We start from the raw sequence: 16,614 nt of genomic DNA on the forward strand, positions 1-16,614 counted from the left end.
CGCGAGGGCGCCGCACGTGTCACAGGTGAGGAGAGGGTCATGTTCAACGCAGTCGTCGACGCACCGTTCGGCAAGGTCGGCATCCGCACCGATGCCGCGGTGGTGCGCGAGATCGTCTATCTGCCCGAATCGATGAAGTCGGTCGACCCGGACTCGCCGCTCGCGAAGCGCGCGGTCAGGCAGATCGAACGTTATTTCGAGCGTGCGTCGGCGCGCTTCGACCTGCCGCTCGCGGAAGTCGGCAGCGCGTTCCAGCATCGCGTGTGGAACGTGATCAGCGACATTCCGCCGGGCACGGTGCTGACCTACGGTCAAGTCGCGAAGCGCATCGGCAGCGCGCCGCGCGCGGTCGGCCAGGCGTGCGGCGCGAACTATTTTCCGCTCGTGATTCCATGCCATCGCGTCGTCGCGGCGGGCGGCCTCGGCGGCTTCGCGAATCACGACGACAACGGCTATTACCAGCAAGTGAAGCGCTGGCTGCTCGCGCACGAAGGTGTGCCGTACCGATGAGCGAACCGCTGCTTTCCCCCGACGCAGGGTCCGACGACGACGCGGCCGCGGCATCGCCCGCGCTGCGCGCGAGCCGCGCGTCGATCGACGTGTTCTGCGATGCGCTGTGGCTCGAGCACGGGCTCGCGCGCAATACGCTCGACGCATACCGGCGCGATCTGGTGCTGTTTTCCCGCTGGCTGGCAGCGACGCATGACGCGCCGCTCGATGCGGCCGACGAATCGATGGTGACGGGCTATATCTCCGCGCGCAGCGACGGCAAGGCGACCTCGTCGAACCGTCGTTTGTCGGTGTTCCGGCGCTATTACGGCTGGGCCGTGCGCGAACATCATGCGAGCGCCGATCCGACGCTGCGGATCACGTCGGCGAAGCAGGCCGCGCGCTTTCCGTCGACGTTGTCCGAGGCGCAGGTCGAGGCGCTGCTCGGCGCGCCCGACATCGACACGCCGCTCGGCTTGCGCGATCGCACGATGCTCGAGCTGATGTACGCGAGCGGGCTGCGCGTGAGCGAGCTCGTCACGCTGAAGACGGTCGAGGTCGGGCTCAACGAAGGCGTCGTGCGCGTGATGGGCAAGGGTTCGAAGGAGCGGCTCGTGCCGTTCGGCGAAGTCGCGCACGGCTGGATCGAGCGCTATCTGCGCGAGGCGCGGCCGGCGCTGCTCGGTGCGCGCGCGGCCGACGCGCTGTTCGTGACCGCGCGCGGCGACGGGATGACGCGTCAGCAGTTCTGGAACATCATCAAGCGCCATGCGCAGCGCGCCGACGTGCGCGCGCACCTGTCGCCGCACACGCTGCGGCACGCGTTCGCGACGCACCTGCTGAACCACGGCGCCGACCTGCGCGTCGTGCAGCTGCTGCTCGGTCACAGCGACATCTCGACCACGCAGATCTACACGCACGTCGCGCGCGAGCGGCTGAAGACGCTGCACGCGCAGCATCATCCGCGCGGCTGATTCGGCGCGTACCGGGCGGGTCGCGCGCCGGTACGCGCTGCGCGTTACGCGAGTTCGCGCAGCCTGTGCTTGAGCACCTTGCCGGTCGATGCGGCCGGCAGCGCATCGAGTATGCGGATGTGCGCGGGGCGCTTGTAAGGCGCGAGGCGTTCCGCGCACCAGGCGTGCAGCGCGGCCTCGGTCGCTGCCGCGCCCTGCATCAGCTCGACGAACGCGAGCACTTCCTCGTTGCCCTCGACCGCACGGCCGATGACCGCCGCCTGCACGACGTCCGGATGCGCGTTCAGCACCTGTTCGACTTCGACCGGATACACGTTGAAGCCCGAACGGATGATCAATTCCTTGCTGCGGCCCGCGATCGTCACCGCGCCGTCGGCCCCCTGCCGCGCGAGATCGCCGGTACTCAGCCAGCCGTCGGGCGACACGGCGGCACGCGTTGCGTCCGCGTTGCGGTAGTAGCCGAGCATCACGTTCGGCCCGCGCACGCGAATTTCGCCTACTTCACCGGGCGGCACGTCGGTGCCGTCGGGTGCGACGATCCGCATCTCGACACCGGGAATCGGCACGCCGACCGAGCAATCGGTGCGCGGCGCGTCGAGCGGTGTCTGCGTGATCGTCGGGCTGCTTTCGGTCATCCCGTAGCCGTTGTGCAGCGGCACGCCGTAGCTGCGCTCGACGCGTGCCTTCAGGTCGGCGTCGAGCGGCGAGCCGCCCGAATACGCGAAGCGCAGGCGCGGCGCGTGCCACGCGTGAGCGTGCGTATGCAGGTGCTCGAGCAGCTTTGCGTGCATCGCGGGCACGCCCTGGAAGATCGTCACCCCTTCGTCGGCCAGCGCGACGCGCACGGCCTCCGGCGAAAAGCGCGGTGCGAGCCGCAGCGTCGCGCCTGCATACAGGCTGCCGAGGCAGACCGACGCGAGCCCGTATACGTGCGAAACCGGCAGCACCGTGTACACCACGTCGTCGGGCGACACGCGGCGCAGCGTGCTCGAGGTTGCCGCGATGAACAGCAGGTTGCGATGCGACAGCATCACGCCTTTCGGCGCGCCCGTGGTGCCGGTCGTGTAGATCAGCGCCGCGCATTGGGCGGCGCCGTCGGTCGCGACGGGCTCGCCGGGGGCGTTCGCGTCGAGCCGGTGCGACCACGCGCCGATGTCGATCGGCAGCGCGCCGGCCGGCGTCGCGTCGTAGCGCGCCGCGTGCGTGCGCGCATCGGGCGACGCTTCCGTCGCGAAGGCGATCAGTTTCGGCTGCGCGTGCGCGGCGATCGCATCGAGTTCGCCGGCCGACAGCCGCGCGTTCGTCATCAGGGCCCATGCGTCGACGCGTGCGACCGCGAACAGCAGCGCGATCTGCGCGACGCTGTTTTCGGCTACGATCATCACGCGGTCGCCGCCGCGCACGCCGAGGCTCGCGAGCCGTTCGGCGGCCGCGTCGACGGCGCGCGCCAGCTCGCCGTACGACAGGCGGCGCGCGTCCTCGATCAACGCCGGGTGCGCGGGCGCGCGCGCGGCCCAGCGGGCGGGCACGTCGGCGATACGATCGGGCAACGCGGCGAGCAGGGCCGCGACGTCGAGCGGCGCGGATGAGCGGTCAGACGAGGTCATGGCGTCTCCAGTGGAAGGGCCGGGCGGCGGCACGGCGATATTTGCGAACGATCGTGCCATGACGGCGCGTACGCCACAACCGGCCAATCGGGCAATAACGCTTCGCACGCGCCGCAATGATGGGGCGTCGCGGGGCGTCGGCTTCGGCCGGTACCCGAGGGGGCCGCGAGTATAGCGCCGGCGTGCCGCGCATTCGCGCGAGCCCGTGACGGGCGATCGTGCAATGGCGCCCGCCCGCCGGTCGTTCGCCATTAAAATGCCGCCATGAGCAAATCCAGACACGTGTCCGAGACACCCGCGACCCAGTTGCTGCGCCGCCACGGCGTCGCGTTCGGCGAGCATCCGTACGAATACGTCGAGCACGGCGGCACCGGCGAATCGGCGCGCCAGCTCGGCGTCGACGAACATAGCGTCGTGAAGACGCTCGTGATGGAGGACGAGCACGCGAAGCCGCTGATCGTGCTGATGCACGGCGACCGCACGGTGTCGACCAAGAACCTCGCGCGGCAGATCGGCGCGAAGCGCATCGAGCCGTGCAAGCCCGAGGTCGCGAACCGCCACTCCGGCTACCTGGTCGGCGGCACGTCGCCGTTCGGCACGCGCAAGACGATGCCCGTGTACGTAGAATCGACGATCCTCGAATTGCCGACGATCTACCTGAACGGCGGCCGCCGCGGCTATCTCGTGAGCCTCGCGCCCTCGGCGCTCACGACGCTGCTCGGCGCGACGCCCGTGCAGTGCGCGAGTGTCGACTGAGGGTTTCACCTTCGTGGCAGACCGTGCTCGTTCGGTAGAATGGGCGCCGTTTCGGCCGGTCGGCCCGCGTGGCCGGTCGCCACTGCCTGCCGGCGGAGCGTCGCGACGGCGTCTGCCGCAACCGGCCGGCACGCCGTGCCCGGCCGTCCCTTCACCGATACGTTGAAAGAAGAGTTCTCCGCATGCAGATCCTGCTCGCCGCACTTGTTGCCTACCTGATCGGTTCGGTGTCGTTCGCCGTCGTCGTCAGCGCCGCAATGGGCCTGGCCGATCCCCGTTCGTACGGGTCGAAGAATCCCGGCGCGACCAACGTGCTGCGCAGCGGCAACAAGAAGGCCGCAATCCTGACGCTCGTCGGCGACGCGTTCAAGGGCTGGATCGCCGTCTGGCTCGCACGGCACTTCGGGCTGCCCGACGTCGCGGTCGCCTGGGTCGCCATCGCCGTGTTCCTCGGCCACCTGTATCCGGTGTTCTTCCGCTTCCAGGGCGGCAAGGGCGTCGCGACCGCGGCCGGCGTGCTGCTCGCCGTGCACCCGGCGCTCGGGCTCGCGACCGCGCTGACCTGGCTGATCATCGCGTTCTTCTTCCGCTATTCGTCGCTCGCGGCGCTGGTGGCGGCCGTGTTCGCGCCGCTGTTCGACGTGTTCCTGTTCGGCATGCCGGGCCACAACCCGATCGCATGGGCCGTGCTCGCGATGAGCGTGCTGCTCGTGTGGCGTCATCGCGGCAACATCTCGAAGCTGCTGGCGGGGCAGGAAAGCCGGATCGGCGACAAGAAGAAGGCAGCGGCCGACGGCGGCGCGCAGGATGGCGGGAAAGCCTGAAGGAAGGAATGACTGCCGCCGCCCGCCGGGGCGCCTCGCCTGCGCGGGGCCCGGCGGCGCGGCATGACCGGCCGACGGCGTTGATCAGTCGCGGAAGTTGTTGAAGTCGAGCGGGGTGTCGGTCACGTCCTTGCGCAGCATGGCGATCACGTTTTGCAGATCGTCGCGCTTCGTGCCGGCCACGCGTACCGCGTCGCCCTGGATGCTCGCCTGCACCTTGATCTTGCTGTCTTTCACGAGCCTGACGATCTTCTTCGCGAGATCGCCCGTCACGCCTTTCTTCACGGTGACGATCTGCTTGACCTTGTCGCCGCCGATCTTTTCGACCTTGCCGTAATCGAGGAAGCGCACGTCGACGTTGCGCTTGGCCAACTTGTTGATCAGCACGTCCTTGACCTGGCCGAGCTTGAAATCGTCGTCGGCGAACAGCGTGAGCTCGCGCTCCTTCTGCTCGACGCGTGCGTCGGAGCCCTTGAAGTCGAAGCGTGTCGAAATTTCCTTGTTCGACTGCTCGATGGCGTTCTTCACTTCGATCATGTTCGCTTCGGAAACGACGTCGAACGATGGCATGGCATTCTCCCTTGAGATGCGGGCGCCCGGCTCGCGCACGGGCACTCGCTATAATTGCGGACTGTTTGCCATTTTACCGATGCCCCTTCGTTTGCCCAAGGCCGGCCGTGCGCCTGCTGGGCGGACGTGACCGCGAATGCCGATGCCTCCTGACGATTCCGCCCTGTCGCTGCTCCCCGACCATCCGCTCGCCGCGCACAACACGTTCGGCATCGGCGCGCGCGCGCGCTTCGCCGCACGCATCACGGATGCGGCGCAGTTCGCGGCGCTGCATCGCGACCCGCGCGTCGCGAACCTGCCGCAACTCGTGCTCGGCGGCGGCAGCAACGTCGTGTTCACGCGTGATTTCGACGGCGTCGTGCTGCTCGACGAGATCGCCGGCCGCCGCGTCGTGCGCGAAGACGATGACGCATGGTACGTCGAGGCCGGCGGCGGCGAGACGTGGCACGCGTTCGTCGCATGGACGCTCGAGCACGGGATGCCGGGCCTCGAGAACCTCGCGCTGATTCCGGGCACCGTCGGCGCCGCGCCGATCCAGAACATCGGTGCTTATGGCCTCGAGATGAAGACGTATTTCGATTCGCTGGTCGCCGTCGAGCTCGCGACGGGGCGCAGCGAGCGCTTCGACGCCGCGCGCTGCGCATTCGGTTATCGGGACAGCTTCTTCAAGCGGGAAGGGCGCGGCCGTTTCGCGATCGTGGCGGTGACGTTCCGGCTGCCCAAGCGCTGGACGCCGCGGCTCGGCTATGCGGACGTCACGCGCGAGCTCGACGCGCGCGGCATCGCGGCCGATGCGGCGACGCCGCGCGACGTGTTCGACGCGGTCGTCGCGATCCGCCGCGCGAAGCTGCCCGATCCGCTCGTGCTCGGCAACGCGGGCAGCTTCTTCAAGAATCCGGTGATCGATGCCGCGCAGTTCGATGCGCTGCGCGCGCGCGCGCCGGACGTCGTGTCGTATCCGCAGCCGGACGGGCACGTGAAGCTCGCGGCCGGCTGGCTGATCGATCGCTGCGGCTGGAAAGGGCGCGCGCTTGGCGCCGCGGCCGTGCACGACCGGCAGGCACTCGTGCTGGTCAATCGCGGCGGCGCGACGGGCGCCGACGTGCTCGCGCTGGCACGCGCGATCCAGGACGACGTGCGCACGCGCTTCGGCGTCGAGCTCGAACCGGAACCGGTCTGCCTGTAACGCGGCTTTCAATCCCGGCTTTCAATCCCGTTTCGCCGGCACAAACAAAAAGCGCCGATCGACGATCGGCGCTTTTTTGGCCTGCCGCCGGATTGCGGCGGCGCGCGCGTGCTGCGCTCAGTGCTTGAGGCGGCCGAGCAGCAGGAACTCCATCAGCGCCTTCTGCACGTGCAGGCGGTTTTCCGCTTCGTCCCACACGACGCTTTGCGGGCCGTCGATCACGCCGGCCGTCACTTCCTCGCCGCGGTGGGCGGGCAGGCAATGCATGAACAGCGCATCGGCGTTCGCATGGCCCATCATTTCCTCGTCGACGCACCAGTCGGCGAACGCCTGCTTGCGTGCTTCGTTCTCGGCTTCGAAACCCATGCTCGTCCACACGTCGGTCGTCACGAGATCGGCGCCCTTGCATGCTTCGTTCGGATCGTCGAACACCTCGTAGAACGGCGCGCTGTCCGGCGACACGAGCTTCATGTCGAGCGCATAGCCTGGTGGCGTCGACAGGCGCAGCTTGAAGCCGAGGATCTGCGCGGCCTCGATCCACGTGTACAGCATGTTGTTCGCGTCACCGACCCACGCGACCGTCTTACCGGCGATCGGGCCGCGGTGCTCGTAGTACGTGAAGATGTCGGCTAGCACCTGGCACGGGTGGTATTCGTTGGTCAGGCCGTTGATCACCGGCACGCGGGAATTCTGCGCGAAGCGCGTGATCACGTCCTGCTCGAACGTGCGGATCATGATGATGTCGACCATCCGCGAGATGACTTGCGCGGAATCCTCGACGGGCTCGCCGCGGCCGAGCTGCGTGTCGCGCGTGCTCATGAAGACCGCGTGGCCGCCGAGCTGGAAGATGCCGGCTTCGAACGACAGCCGCGTGCGCGTCGAGCTCTTCTCGAAGATCATCGCGAGCGTGCGGTCGTGCAGCGGGTGATAGGTCTCGTAGTTCTTGAACTTGCGTTTCAGGATACCCGTGCGTTCGAGCACGTACTCGTAGTCTTCCAGCGAGAAATCCTTGAACTGCAGGTAGTGACGAATGGTTTTGGCGGTCATGAAACGAAATACGGCGGGTCTCACCCGGCAGCGAGGCCGGACGGCGCCGCCGTCGGGTGTGGATAACTCAAAGCAGCATAAAGGATTTTCTGTGCTTTGACGAGCTACGACGAAAACCGGGGCGCGATCGAAGCGGGTCCCGGTCGGGTGCCGGAGGGTGTCGGAAGAGGGGCCGCGAGACGACGCGTGATGGCGCGCTGCGGTATAATTCAAAAGTTTTCTCCAGCCCGGCAGGCAAGCCGTTTCGCGCTCTGCCGGACACAAGCCATGCGCTGCACAAATCCGGTGCGGCGCACCGGTGGCGCGCATCGAAGGCCTGTTTTTCAGGGCGTCGGAGCGCTTGCGCCGCCGTCCACTCCAGCTTTGTGTTCGCGTACTCAGGCGCTGTTGCCTGGGCATCGCCGGGCCGTCACTTGGGTAACCACATGGCTGAAACCCCTCCGACCGAATTCTTCATCCAGGGCATCACGAAAGACGGGAAAAAGTTTCGCCCGAGCGACTGGTCGGAGCGTCTGGCCGGCGTGATGGCCTGCTTCGGGCCAGGTGCGAGCGGGCGGAATGCGCGCCTGAAATATTCGCTGTACGTGCGCCCGACGATGATCGGCGACCTGAAATGCGTGATCCTCGATTCCCGGCTGCGCGACATCGAGCCGATGGCATTCGATTTCGTGCTGAATTTCGCGAAGGACAACAACCTCGTCGTCAGCGAGGCGTGCGAGCTGCCGGACTACAGCGAGAAGAAATGAGTGCGGCGGGTGAGGGCGCTTCGCGCATGCGGCGCGCGCCCAATGCCCGGCCGGCATGATGTCCGGACGACGCGCAGCAAAAAAGCCCGCCTAGGCGGGCTTTTTTGCGATCGCAGGAAACAGGAGCGCCCGCCGAAGCGGGGCGCACCGGATTTACGCTGCTGCCTGCAGACCCTTGACGGCTGCGGCCAGGCGGCTCTTGCTGCGAGCGGCCTTGTTCTTGTGAACGATCTTCTTGTCGGCGATCGTGTCGATCGTCTTCACGGCAGCCTTGAACAGCTCGGCAGCCTTTGCCTGGTCGCCGGCTTCAACAGCCTTGCGAACCGACTTGATCGCGGTACGGAATTTCGAGCGCAGCGCCGAGTTGTGCGAATTTGCCTTCGCGGCTTGGCGGGCGCGCTTGCGTGCTTGTGCGGAGTTAGCCATGACGGTTCCTTATCCTGTCCTGTTTCCAGAGCTTGGAGCCTGACGGCCAAGCGCTGCTTTTCGATCCGTCCCCTGAGAACGATTGCCCAGGGGCGCATAAAAAACGGTGATTTTAACCGAGGCCGAGACATGAAAACGACAGGCGCCGTGCATGTACAGGCTCAGAAACCGGCAATTATAGCAACAAAATCAAGCGCGTGGCAAGTTCAACGTGACATCGGCCGGATGGGGCGCCGGCGGCGCGCGCGCTTTTCGGCATCCGTCCGTGCCGGGTCACGCAACGTCCGTATAATAAGCGCCCCATGAATCTATTCCGAGCCCTACTGACGGTCAGCGGCTTCACGCTGCTGTCGCGCGTGACCGGACTGGCCCGCGAAACGCTGATCGCCCGTGCGTTCGGCGCCAGTCAATACACCGACGCGTTCTACGTCGCCTTCCGCATTCCGAACCTGCTGCGCCGCCTGTCCGCCGAAGGCGCGTTCTCGCAGGCGTTCGTGCCGATCCTTGCCGAGTTCAAGAACCAGCAAGGGCACGATGCGACCAAGGCGCTCGTCGATGCGATGTCCACCGTGCTCGCATGGGCACTCGCCGTGCTGTCGGTCCTCGGGATCGCCGGCGCGTCGTGGGTCGTGTTCGCGGTCGCATCAGGCCTGCACACCGACGGGCAGGCGTTCCCGCTCGCGGTCACGATGACGCGGATCATGTTCCCGTACATCGTGTTCATTTCGCTGACGACGCTCGCGTCCGGCGTGCTGAACACCTACAAGAGCTTCTCGCTGCCGGCTTTCGCGCCGGTGCTGCTGAACGTCGCGTTCATCGCCGCCGCCGTGTTCGTCGCGCCGCACATGAAGGTGCCCGTCTTTGCGCTCGCGTGGGCCGTGATCGTGGGCGGCGTGCTGCAGTTCCTCGTGCAGCTGCCGGCCCTGAAGAAGATCGACATGGTGCCGCTGATCGGGCTCAACCCGGTGCGTGCGCTGCGTCACCGCGGCGTGAAGCGTGTGCTCGCGAAGATGGTGCCCGCGACGTTCGCGGTGTCGGTCGCGCAACTGTCGCTGATCATCAACACCAACATCGCGTCGCGGCTCGGGCAGGGCGCGGTGTCGTGGATCAACTACGCCGACCGCCTGATGGAATTCCCGACGGCCCTGCTCGGCGTCGCGCTCGGCACGATCCTGCTGCCGAGCCTGTCGAAGGCGCACGTCGACGCCGATACGCACGAATACTCGGCACTGCTCGACTGGGGGCTGCGCGTCACGTTCCTGCTCGCGGCGCCGAGCGCGCTTGCGCTGTTCTTCTTTGCGACGCCGCTCACCGCGACCCTCTTCAACTACGGCAAGTTCGACGCGCATACCGTCACGATGGTCGCGCGCGCGCTTGCGACCTACGGGATCGGCCTCGTCGGCATCATCCTGATCAAGATCCTCGCGCCGGGCTTCTACGCGAAGCAGGACATCAAGACGCCCGTGAAGATCGCGATCGGCGTGCTGATCGTCACGCAGATCTCGAACTTCGTGTTTGTGCCGCTGATCGGTCATGCGGGCCTCACGCTGAGCATCGGCGTCGGCGCGTGCCTGAACTCGCTGCTGCTGTTCATCGGGCTGCGCAAGCGTGGCATCTACCAGCCGTCGCCGGGCTGGCTGCGCTTCTTCGTGCAGCTGATCGGCGCGACGCTCGTGCTCGCGGGCCTGATGCACTGGTGCGCGATCAGCTTCGACTGGACCGGCATGCGCGCGCAGCCGCTCGACCGGATTGCGCTGATGGCCGCGTGCCTCGTGCTGTTCGCTGCACTATATTTCGGTATGTTGTGGGTAATGGGCTTCAAATACGCTTACTTCAGAAGGCGCGCCAAGTGACGACCGCAATGACCCGCGTCCTCGACTACTTCAGCACGCTCGTGGCGGACGACGATAGTCTGCCCGTCACGGAAACCGCGTTGTCGCTCGCGCAGGATGCCTATCCCGACCTCGACCTGCAGGGTACGCTGGCCGAAATCGACATGCTGGCCGCGCGGCTGCGCCGTCGGCTCGCCGACGATGCGGACCTGAAGGACCGCGTCGCCGCGCTCAACGAGTTCTTCTTTCGCGAGCTTGGCTTCGCGTGCAATCACAACGATTACTACGACCCCGATAACAGTCACCTGAACGCGGTGCTGAAGCGGCGGCGCGGGATTCCGATCTCGCTGTCGGTGCTGTATCTGGAACTCGCCGAGCAGATCGGCGTGCCGGCGCGCGGCGTGTCGTTCCCCGGTCATTTCCTGCTGCGCGTGACGCTGCCGGACGGCGACCTGATCATCGACCCGACCAACGGCCATTCGCTGTCCGAAGCCGAGATGGTCGAGATGCTCGAGCCGTACGTTGCGCGTGCGGCCGGCGCGGTCGACAGTGCGTTGCGCGCGCTGCTGCAGCCGGCCACGAGCCGCGAGATCATCGCGCGGATGCTGCGCAACCTGAAGACGATCTATCTGCAGACGGAACGCTGGCAGCGGCTGCTCGCGGTGCAGCAGCGACTTGTGATCCTGCTGCCCGAGCAACTAGACGAAGTGCGCGATCGCGGCTTCGCGTATGCGCGGCTCGACTACTTGCGTCCCGCGCTCGAGGATCTCGAGCAGTATCTCGGCGAACGGCCCGATGCGGACGACGCAACCGTCGTCGAATCGCAGGTGACGGAGTTGCGCCAGCGAATGCAGCGCGACGACGAGGACTGAGCCGCCTTCGGCCGTGCCGCAACCGGTAACAGGCAGCCAGAACGAAAACGCCCGCAATGCGGGCGTTTTGCATTTGCGTCGTACAGCCCTTACTTCGGCTGCATCCGGATCGCGCCGTCGAGGCGGATCACTTCGCCGTTGAGCATCGGGTTCTCGACGATCTGACGCACCAGCATCGCGTATTCGTGGGGCTTGCCGAGCCGCGGCGGGAACGGCACCATCGCGCCGAGCGCGTCCTGCACGTCCTTGGACATGCCGAGCAGCATCGGCGTCTCGAACAGCCCCGGCGCGATCGTCATCACGCGGATGCCGCTGCGCGACAGGTCGCGCGCGATCGGCAGCGTCATGCCCGCGACGCCGGCCTTCGATGCAGCATATGCAGCCTGGCCGATCTGCCCGTCGTACGCGGCGACCGAGGCGGTGCTGACGATCACGCCGCGCTCGCCTGCGTCGTTCGGCGCGGTCGCGGCCATCGCAGCGGCCGCGAGCCGGATCATGTTGAAGGTGCCGACCAGATTCACGCTGATCGTCTTCGCGAATACATCGAGCGGATGCGCGCCGTCCTTGCCGACGGTTTTCGCGGCGGGCGCGATGCCCGCGCAGTTCACGAGGCCGCGCAGCGTACCCGCGCGCGTCGCGGCGTCGACGGCCGCCTGTGCGTCGGCCTCGCTCGACACGTCGCAGCGCATGAATACGCCGCCCAGTTCGTTCGCGAGCGCCGTGCCGGCCGTCTCGTTCAGGTCTGCGAGCACGACCTTGCCGCCTGCCTGCGCGAGCATGCGGGCCGTTCCCGCGCCGAGGCCCGATGCGCCGCCGGTGATCAGAAAGACGTTGCCGCGAATCTCCATGACTGTCTCCTTGGTAGGGCCGATGCCTGCCGATCGGCTGAAAGCCGGTGCGCGCCGGTGTCAAGCGCGCACGTATCCGGACGATTGTACGGGGCGCCATCGCACGGCGACCACACAAGCGCGGTCGTGCGAATCGCGGTCGGGCGAAAAAAAACCGCCCGGGAAGGGCGGCTTGCGGGTGCGCGACGCAGCGCTTACTTCAGTGCGTCGAATGCGCGCGCGCGGATTTCGTCGACGCTGCCGAGGCCCGAGATCTTGCGATACTGCGGAGCCTTCAGGCCGTTTTCCTCGCCGCGTTGCGCCCAGTCGCCGTAGTACGTGATCAGCGGCTTGGTTTGCGCTTCGTACACTTCGAGACGCTTTTTGACGGTTTCTTCCTTGTCGTCGTCGCGCTGGATCAGCGGTTCGCCCGTCACGTCGTCCTTGCCCTCGACCTTCGGCGGGTTGAACTTCACGTGATACGTGCGGCCCGATGCCGGGTGCGTGCGGCGGCCGCTCATGCGCTCGACGATTTCCGAGAACGGAACGTCGATCTCGAGCACGTAGTCGATCGCGACGCCCGCTTCCTTCATCGCGTCAGCCTGCGCGATCGTGCGCGGGAAGCCGTCGAACAGGTAGCCGTTCGCGCAATCCGCTTCCTTCAGGCGCTCTTTCACGAGGCCGATGATCAGCGCGTCCGGCACGAGCTTGCCGGCGTCCATGTAGCCCTTCGCCTCGACGCCGAGCGGCGAGCCGGCCTTGACGGCCGCGCGCAGCATGTCACCCGTCGAGATTTGCGGGATGCCGAACTTTTCCTTGATGAAGTTTGCCTGGGTGCCCTTTCCCGCGCCGGGCGCGCCCAACAGGATCAAACGCATGGTGATATCTCCGGTATGTAGATTCGTGTGGCGAGACGCAAAAGCGTCGACGACGACGTGCGCGGGGCTTGCCTTGCGCGCGGTGAACCGGTCTGACGCGACACGTCGTCGATGGCGACGCGTGGCTGCCGGAAAGGACCGCGGCGGGAGCAAGCGAAGGCGCGCGGGTCGCGGACGGCTCGCACAATCACCTGATTATGCCATGGGTTATTTTGAAGTCGGCTGAAAAAGGGCCTGCACGCGCGCGAGATCGGCCGGCGTGTCGACTCCGGCGGCGGGCGCCTGCCCGGTGATGAGCACGGCGATGCGCTCGCCATGCCACATCGCGCGCAGCTGTTCGAGCTGCTCGGCCTGCTCGATCGGTGCCTGCGCGAGCGACGGATACGTGCGCAGGAAACGCGCGCGATAGGCATACAGTCCGATGTGGCGATAAACCGGGAAGGCCGGTGCCGGCATGGCCGCGACGTCCGGCCAGTGCGACGCGTACGCATCGCGGCTCCACGGAATCGGCGCACGCGAGAAGTACATCGCGACGTTGCGCGCGTCGAGCGCGACCTTCACGACGTTCGGGTTGAACACGTCGGCTGCGTCGTGGATCGGATGAGCCGCGGTCGCGATCGCGCAGTCCGCATGGGCGGCGAGGTGCGACGCTACGTCGCGCACCAGCGCCGGGTCGATCAGCGGCTCATCGCCCTGTACGTTGACGATGACGGTGTCGTCGCTCCACCCGAATGTCGCCGCGACTTCCGCGAGCCGGTCGGTACCGGACGGATGATCGGCGCGCGTCAGCACCGCTTCGAAGCCGTGATCGCGGGCCGCGTCGAGTACGTCCTGCGCGTCGGATGCGACGAGCACCTGCTGCGCGCCGGCTTCGCGCGCGCGTTCGGCGACGCGCACGACCATCGGCTTGCCGCCGAGATCGGCAAGCGGCTTGTTCGGCAGGCGCGTCGACGCGAGCCGGGCAGGAATGACGGCGATGAAGGGCTGCGGATGAGTCATCGGGGTTCGGCGGTGAGAAGGGCGGGGCGGGCGGCGCGTCGGAAGCGGGCCGCCCGGAAAAGCCCGGCGCGCGGCCACGGACGGGCCGCGATCGTGCGCCGGTTCAGCGGCGCGGCGGCTTAGCTGCCGGCGGGGCCGGCCGGGTCGACCGGCGTGCCTTCGACGGTCTGGCGCGCTTCGTCGACGAGCATCACGGGGATGCCGTCGCGGATCGGGTAGGCGAGCTTGTCCGCGTTGCAGATCAGCTCCTGCGCAGCGCGGTCATAGTGGAGCGGGCCTTTGCAGATAGGGCACACAAGGATTTCAAGCAGGCGAGCGTCCACGGAGTTTCTCCACAACGAGGGCAATGAGGCGAGGATCGAGCGCGGCTTCGACAGGGACGACCCACAGCCGAGCGTCGCGCCAGGAAGCGCCCAATTTTACTGCATCCTTCTCGGTGATCAGGATCGCGTCGACTGCGTCGTCGACGAACGGATTGTCGGCGAACGCGTAGTGGTCGGGCAGCGCGCGCGTCGCCGGCGAGAGGCCGGCCGCGCGCAGGGTCGCAAAGAAGCGCTCGGGCGCGCCGATGCCGGCCGCGGCAAGCACGCGCTCGTTCGCGAATTGCGACAGCGGGCGGCGCAGCGCCGGCTGGTCGAGGTGCCAGGCGGCGCCTGGCGTCAGCGCGAGCGCATACGTGTCGGGCCACGGCGGCAGCGCGCTGCTGTAAGGATCGTTGACGAGCGTCGCGTCGCGGTGGCGCGACAGCGGCTCGCGCAGCGGGCCGGCCGGCAGCAGGAAGCCGTTGCCGCCGAGCCGGTGGTCGAACACGACGAGCTCGACCGTGCGGGCGAGCCGATAATGCTGCAGGCCGTCGTCGCTGACGATCACGTCGACGTCCGGGTGCGCGGCGCGCAGTGCCTGCGCGGCCGCGACGCGGTCGGGGCATACCCAGACCGGCACGCCGGTGCGGCGCGCGATCAGCAGCGGTTCGTCGCCGGCCGCGCTTGGGCGCGACGCGGGCGTGACGGCGGTCGGCGCCTTCACGTTCGCGCCGTAGCCGCGCGACACGACGCCCGGCATGAAGCCGGCCGCGCGCAGCGCATCGACGAGCGCGATCACGGTCGGCGTCTTGCCGGTGCCGCCGACGGTCACGTTGCCGACCACGACGACGGGCACACCGACGTCGACCGGTTGTTTCCAGCCCTGCGCATAGGCGGCGCGCCGCAGCGCCGCGCACAGACCGAATACGCATGCGAACGGCGTGAGCGCCCAGGCGAGCGCACCGCGTCGCTGCCATTCGCGGGTCAGGTGCGCTTCGAGCCGCGCGAGCGGACCGCCGGGCGCGCTCATCGGGCCGGGCGCGGCGTGTCGTGCGCCGCGGCGTGGGACGGATTCGTCAAGGCGGATTCTCCGTTGGGCGGCGCATGCCGCAAGGTCTTCGGAAGGCGGCACTCTAGCGCGTCGCACGCGGGCGCGGCAAGCGCGGCCGGACGGCAGCCTCGATGGGGCCGGATCGGCGCGGCTTGTGGATAACTCTGTGAAAAACTCCCCGCCCGTTCGCGTCAAACGCCCGCCCGGTGGGCATCGAATCGGAGGTGTATCTTTCTGTAATGTTTAAAAATTCATAAAAATCAACGTGTTATATCGAATCGTCTGTTTTTTTACGCGGTTTTTAAGCGTTTCTGGTGGACGATTGCCAGAGTGTGGACACATTCCGCACGGCGCGGCGCAGACGGCCGGCGCTGGACGTCGCGCGCGTGTCGGACTATCGTGTCGCCGCCAGCATTCATTCGACCGCCCATGTCTTTCGACTCCCCTTTTTCCGCTCCCGGCGCGACTCGCGGCGGCGACGAAGTGATTCCCGTTTCGGCGCTCAACCGTGCAATTTCGACGATGCTCGAGCGCTCGTTTCCGCTGCTGTGGATTTCGGGCGAAGTGTCGAACTTCACGCGCGCCGCGAGCGGCCACTGGTATTTCTCGATCAAGGACCAGCAGGCGCAGATGCGCTGCGTGATGTTCCGCGGCCGCGCGCAGTATGCGGAATTCACGCCGCGCGAAGGTGACCGGATCGAGGTGCGCGCGGTCGTCACGATGTACGAGCCGCGCGGCGAGGTGCAACTCAACGTCGAGGCGGTGCGGCGCACCGGGCAGGGGCGCCTGTACGAGGCGTTCCTGCGCCTGAAGGCCCAGCTCGAAGCCGAAGGGCTGTTCGCGCCGGAGCGCAAGCGCCAGTTGCCGACCCATCCGCGCGCGATCGGCATCGTCACCTCGCTGCAGGCAGCCGCCTTGCGCGACGTCCTGACCACGCTCGCGCGCCGCGCGCCGCACATTCCGGTGATCGTCTATCCGGCGCCCGTGCAGGGTGCGGGCTCGGCCGAGAAGCTCGTGGCGGCCGTGCAGGCGGCGAATGCGCGGCGCGAGGTCGACGTGCTGCTCGTCTGCCGCGGCGGCGGCTCGATCGAGGATCTGTGGTCGTTCAACGACGAAGCGCTCGCGCGTGCGATTGCCGCGAGCGAATTGCCGGTCATCAGCGGTGCCGGCCACGAAACCGATTCCCCGACCGCGGACTTCGCGCCACACCCGCCCGCGCCCACCCCCA

18 protein-coding genes are annotated in these 16,614 nt (G+C 67.4%); 9 read left to right on the forward strand and 9 right to left on the reverse strand.

Features of this window, described 5'->3' with window-relative positions; all coding sequences use genetic code 11:
* Positions 1-39 precede the first annotated feature (39 nt).
* Both J7024_RS32975 and xerD read left to right on the forward strand, forming a co-directional pair.
* Entirely contained in the window at positions 40-510 is a 471-nt protein-coding gene (locus tag J7024_RS32975; RefSeq protein WP_124827420.1) for a methylated-DNA--[protein]-cysteine S-methyltransferase, read from the forward strand.
* Positions 507-1,463, forward strand: coding sequence for a site-specific tyrosine recombinase XerD (xerD, locus tag J7024_RS32980; RefSeq protein WP_124827418.1), 957 nt, complete (start codon positions 507-509; stop codon positions 1,461-1,463). The genes J7024_RS32975 and xerD overlap by 4 nt, the downstream gene beginning before the upstream one ends.
* Positions 1,464-1,507: 44 nt before the next feature.
* Here xerD and J7024_RS32985 read toward each other — a convergent pair whose 3' ends face one another.
* The gene (locus J7024_RS32985; RefSeq protein WP_124827416.1) at positions 1,508-3,070 is read right to left on the reverse strand and encodes a class I adenylate-forming enzyme family protein; all 1,563 of its coding nucleotides are present in this window, start codon (positions 3,068-3,070) and stop codon (positions 1,508-1,510) included.
* 264 nt (positions 3,071-3,334) lie between these two features.
* Here J7024_RS32985 and ybaK point away from each other — a divergent pair, with 264 nt between their 5' ends.
* A complete protein-coding gene (ybaK, locus tag J7024_RS32990) occupies positions 3,335-3,826 on the forward strand; it encodes a Cys-tRNA(Pro) deacylase (protein WP_124827414.1) in 492 nt (163 codons plus the stop codon).
* Between the two features lie 182 nt (positions 3,827-4,008).
* Positions 4,009-4,650 (forward strand): glycerol-3-phosphate 1-O-acyltransferase PlsY, encoded by a 642-nt coding sequence (gene plsY / locus J7024_RS32995; protein WP_124827412.1) that lies wholly within the window; start codon positions 4,009-4,011, stop codon positions 4,648-4,650.
* An 84-nt stretch (positions 4,651-4,734) separates the two neighbouring features.
* Here plsY and J7024_RS33000 read toward each other — a convergent pair whose 3' ends face one another.
* Positions 4,735-5,220, reverse strand: coding sequence for a YajQ family cyclic di-GMP-binding protein (locus J7024_RS33000; protein WP_057926110.1), 486 nt, complete (start codon positions 5,218-5,220; stop codon positions 4,735-4,737).
* A gap of 136 nt (positions 5,221-5,356) precedes the next feature.
* On the opposite strand from J7024_RS33000, the gene murB reads away from it, so the two are divergent.
* Complete coding sequence (gene murB / locus J7024_RS33005) at positions 5,357-6,406, forward strand: UDP-N-acetylmuramate dehydrogenase (protein ID WP_124827410.1); 1,050 nt, start codon at positions 5,357-5,359, stop codon at positions 6,404-6,406.
* A gap of 117 nt (positions 6,407-6,523) precedes the next feature.
* Here the strand turns inward: murB and argF are convergent, their stop codons facing one another.
* Entirely contained in the window at positions 6,524-7,453 is a 930-nt protein-coding gene (gene argF, locus J7024_RS33010) for an ornithine carbamoyltransferase (protein ID WP_096502401.1), read from the reverse strand.
* Positions 7,454-7,878: 425 nt separating this feature from the next.
* Between argF and J7024_RS33015 the strand changes: the two genes are divergently transcribed.
* Entirely contained in the window at positions 7,879-8,199 is a 321-nt protein-coding gene (locus J7024_RS33015) for a DUF3579 domain-containing protein (protein WP_124827408.1), read from the forward strand.
* A 153-nt stretch (positions 8,200-8,352) separates the two neighbouring features.
* Here J7024_RS33015 and rpsT read toward each other — a convergent pair whose 3' ends face one another.
* Positions 8,353-8,625, reverse strand: a complete 273-nt coding sequence (rpsT, locus tag J7024_RS33020; RefSeq protein WP_006482211.1) for a 30S ribosomal protein S20 — start codon at positions 8,623-8,625, stop codon at positions 8,353-8,355.
* 302 nt (positions 8,626-8,927) lie between these two features.
* Here rpsT and murJ point away from each other — a divergent pair, with 302 nt between their 5' ends.
* Both murJ and J7024_RS33030 read left to right on the forward strand, forming a co-directional pair.
* A complete protein-coding gene (gene murJ, locus J7024_RS33025; RefSeq protein ID WP_124827406.1) occupies positions 8,928-10,478 on the forward strand; it encodes a murein biosynthesis integral membrane protein MurJ in 1,551 nt (516 codons plus the stop codon).
* An 8-nt stretch (positions 10,479-10,486) separates the two neighbouring features.
* Positions 10,487-11,329: a SirB1 family protein gene (locus J7024_RS33030; protein ID WP_059528320.1), complete on the forward strand. Its 843-nt coding sequence runs from the start codon at positions 10,487-10,489 to the stop codon at positions 11,327-11,329.
* Between the two features lie 89 nt (positions 11,330-11,418).
* Here J7024_RS33030 and J7024_RS33035 read toward each other — a convergent pair whose 3' ends face one another.
* From J7024_RS33035 to lpxK, 5 genes are all read right to left on the reverse strand, one after another.
* On the reverse strand, positions 11,419-12,177 hold the full coding sequence (locus tag J7024_RS33035; protein ID WP_175760871.1) for an SDR family NAD(P)-dependent oxidoreductase: 759 nt from the start codon (positions 12,175-12,177) through the stop codon (positions 11,419-11,421).
* Positions 12,178-12,371: 194 nt separating this feature from the next.
* On the reverse strand, positions 12,372-13,034 hold the full coding sequence (adk, locus tag J7024_RS33040) for an adenylate kinase (protein ID WP_124827403.1): 663 nt from the start codon (positions 13,032-13,034) through the stop codon (positions 12,372-12,374).
* 207 nt (positions 13,035-13,241) lie between these two features.
* Positions 13,242-14,033 carry a 3-deoxy-manno-octulosonate cytidylyltransferase gene (kdsB, locus tag J7024_RS33045; RefSeq protein WP_124827401.1) on the reverse strand — a complete coding sequence of 264 codons (792 nt, stop codon included), beginning with the start codon at positions 14,031-14,033 and terminating at the stop codon, positions 13,242-13,244.
* Between the two features lie 119 nt (positions 14,034-14,152).
* The gene (locus J7024_RS33050; protein ID WP_006750935.1) at positions 14,153-14,356 is read right to left on the reverse strand and encodes a Trm112 family protein; all 204 of its coding nucleotides are present in this window, start codon (positions 14,354-14,356) and stop codon (positions 14,153-14,155) included.
* Entirely contained in the window at positions 14,337-15,365 is a 1,029-nt protein-coding gene (gene lpxK / locus J7024_RS33055; RefSeq protein ID WP_175751012.1) for a tetraacyldisaccharide 4'-kinase, read from the reverse strand. Before lpxK ends, J7024_RS33050 begins: the two co-directional genes overlap by 20 nt.
* Positions 15,366-15,815: 450 nt before the next feature.
* Between lpxK and xseA the strand changes: the two genes are divergently transcribed.
* A partial coding sequence (xseA, locus tag J7024_RS33060) for an exodeoxyribonuclease VII large subunit (RefSeq protein WP_234745841.1) occupies positions 15,816-16,614 on the forward strand: 799 nt, incomplete at its 3' end.

Source organism: Burkholderia sp. WTPI3, from assembly GCF_021483755.1.
In the GTDB taxonomy this organism is placed as follows: Bacteria; Pseudomonadota; Gammaproteobacteria; order Burkholderiales; family Burkholderiaceae; genus Burkholderia.

Coding starts and splice junctions, on each gene's coding strand:
- kdsB (WP_124827401.1), bottom strand. CDS start 14,033: ATGACTCATCCGCAGCCCTTCATCGCCGTCATTCCTGCCCGGCTCGCG.
- xerD (WP_124827418.1), top strand. CDS start 507: ATGAGCGAACCGCTGCTTTCCCCCGACGCAGGGTCCGACGACGACGCG.
- J7024_RS33015 (WP_124827408.1), top strand. CDS start 7,879: ATGGCTGAAACCCCTCCGACCGAATTCTTCATCCAGGGCATCACGAAA.
- J7024_RS32985 (WP_124827416.1), bottom strand. CDS start 3,070: ATGACCTCGTCTGACCGCTCATCCGCGCCGCTCGACGTCGCGGCCCTG.
- adk (WP_124827403.1), bottom strand. CDS start 13,034: ATGCGTTTGATCCTGTTGGGCGCGCCCGGCGCGGGAAAGGGCACCCAG.
- J7024_RS33000 (WP_057926110.1), bottom strand. CDS start 5,220: ATGCCATCGTTCGACGTCGTTTCCGAAGCGAACATGATCGAAGTGAAG.
- lpxK (WP_175751012.1), bottom strand. CDS start 15,365: ATGAGCGCGCCCGGCGGTCCGCTCGCGCGGCTCGAAGCGCACCTGACC.
- argF (WP_096502401.1), bottom strand. CDS start 7,453: ATGACCGCCAAAACCATTCGTCACTACCTGCAGTTCAAGGATTTCTCG.
- J7024_RS32975 (WP_124827420.1), top strand. CDS start 40: ATGTTCAACGCAGTCGTCGACGCACCGTTCGGCAAGGTCGGCATCCGC.
- ybaK (WP_124827414.1), top strand. CDS start 3,335: ATGAGCAAATCCAGACACGTGTCCGAGACACCCGCGACCCAGTTGCTG.
- murJ (WP_124827406.1), top strand. CDS start 8,928: ATGAATCTATTCCGAGCCCTACTGACGGTCAGCGGCTTCACGCTGCTG.
- plsY (WP_124827412.1), top strand. CDS start 4,009: ATGCAGATCCTGCTCGCCGCACTTGTTGCCTACCTGATCGGTTCGGTG.
- J7024_RS33030 (WP_059528320.1), top strand. CDS start 10,487: ATGACCCGCGTCCTCGACTACTTCAGCACGCTCGTGGCGGACGACGAT.
- murB (WP_124827410.1), top strand. CDS start 5,357: ATGCCGATGCCTCCTGACGATTCCGCCCTGTCGCTGCTCCCCGACCAT.
- rpsT (WP_006482211.1), bottom strand. CDS start 8,625: ATGGCTAACTCCGCACAAGCACGCAAGCGCGCCCGCCAAGCCGCGAAG.
- J7024_RS33035 (WP_175760871.1), bottom strand. CDS start 12,177: ATGGAGATTCGCGGCAACGTCTTTCTGATCACCGGCGGCGCATCGGGC.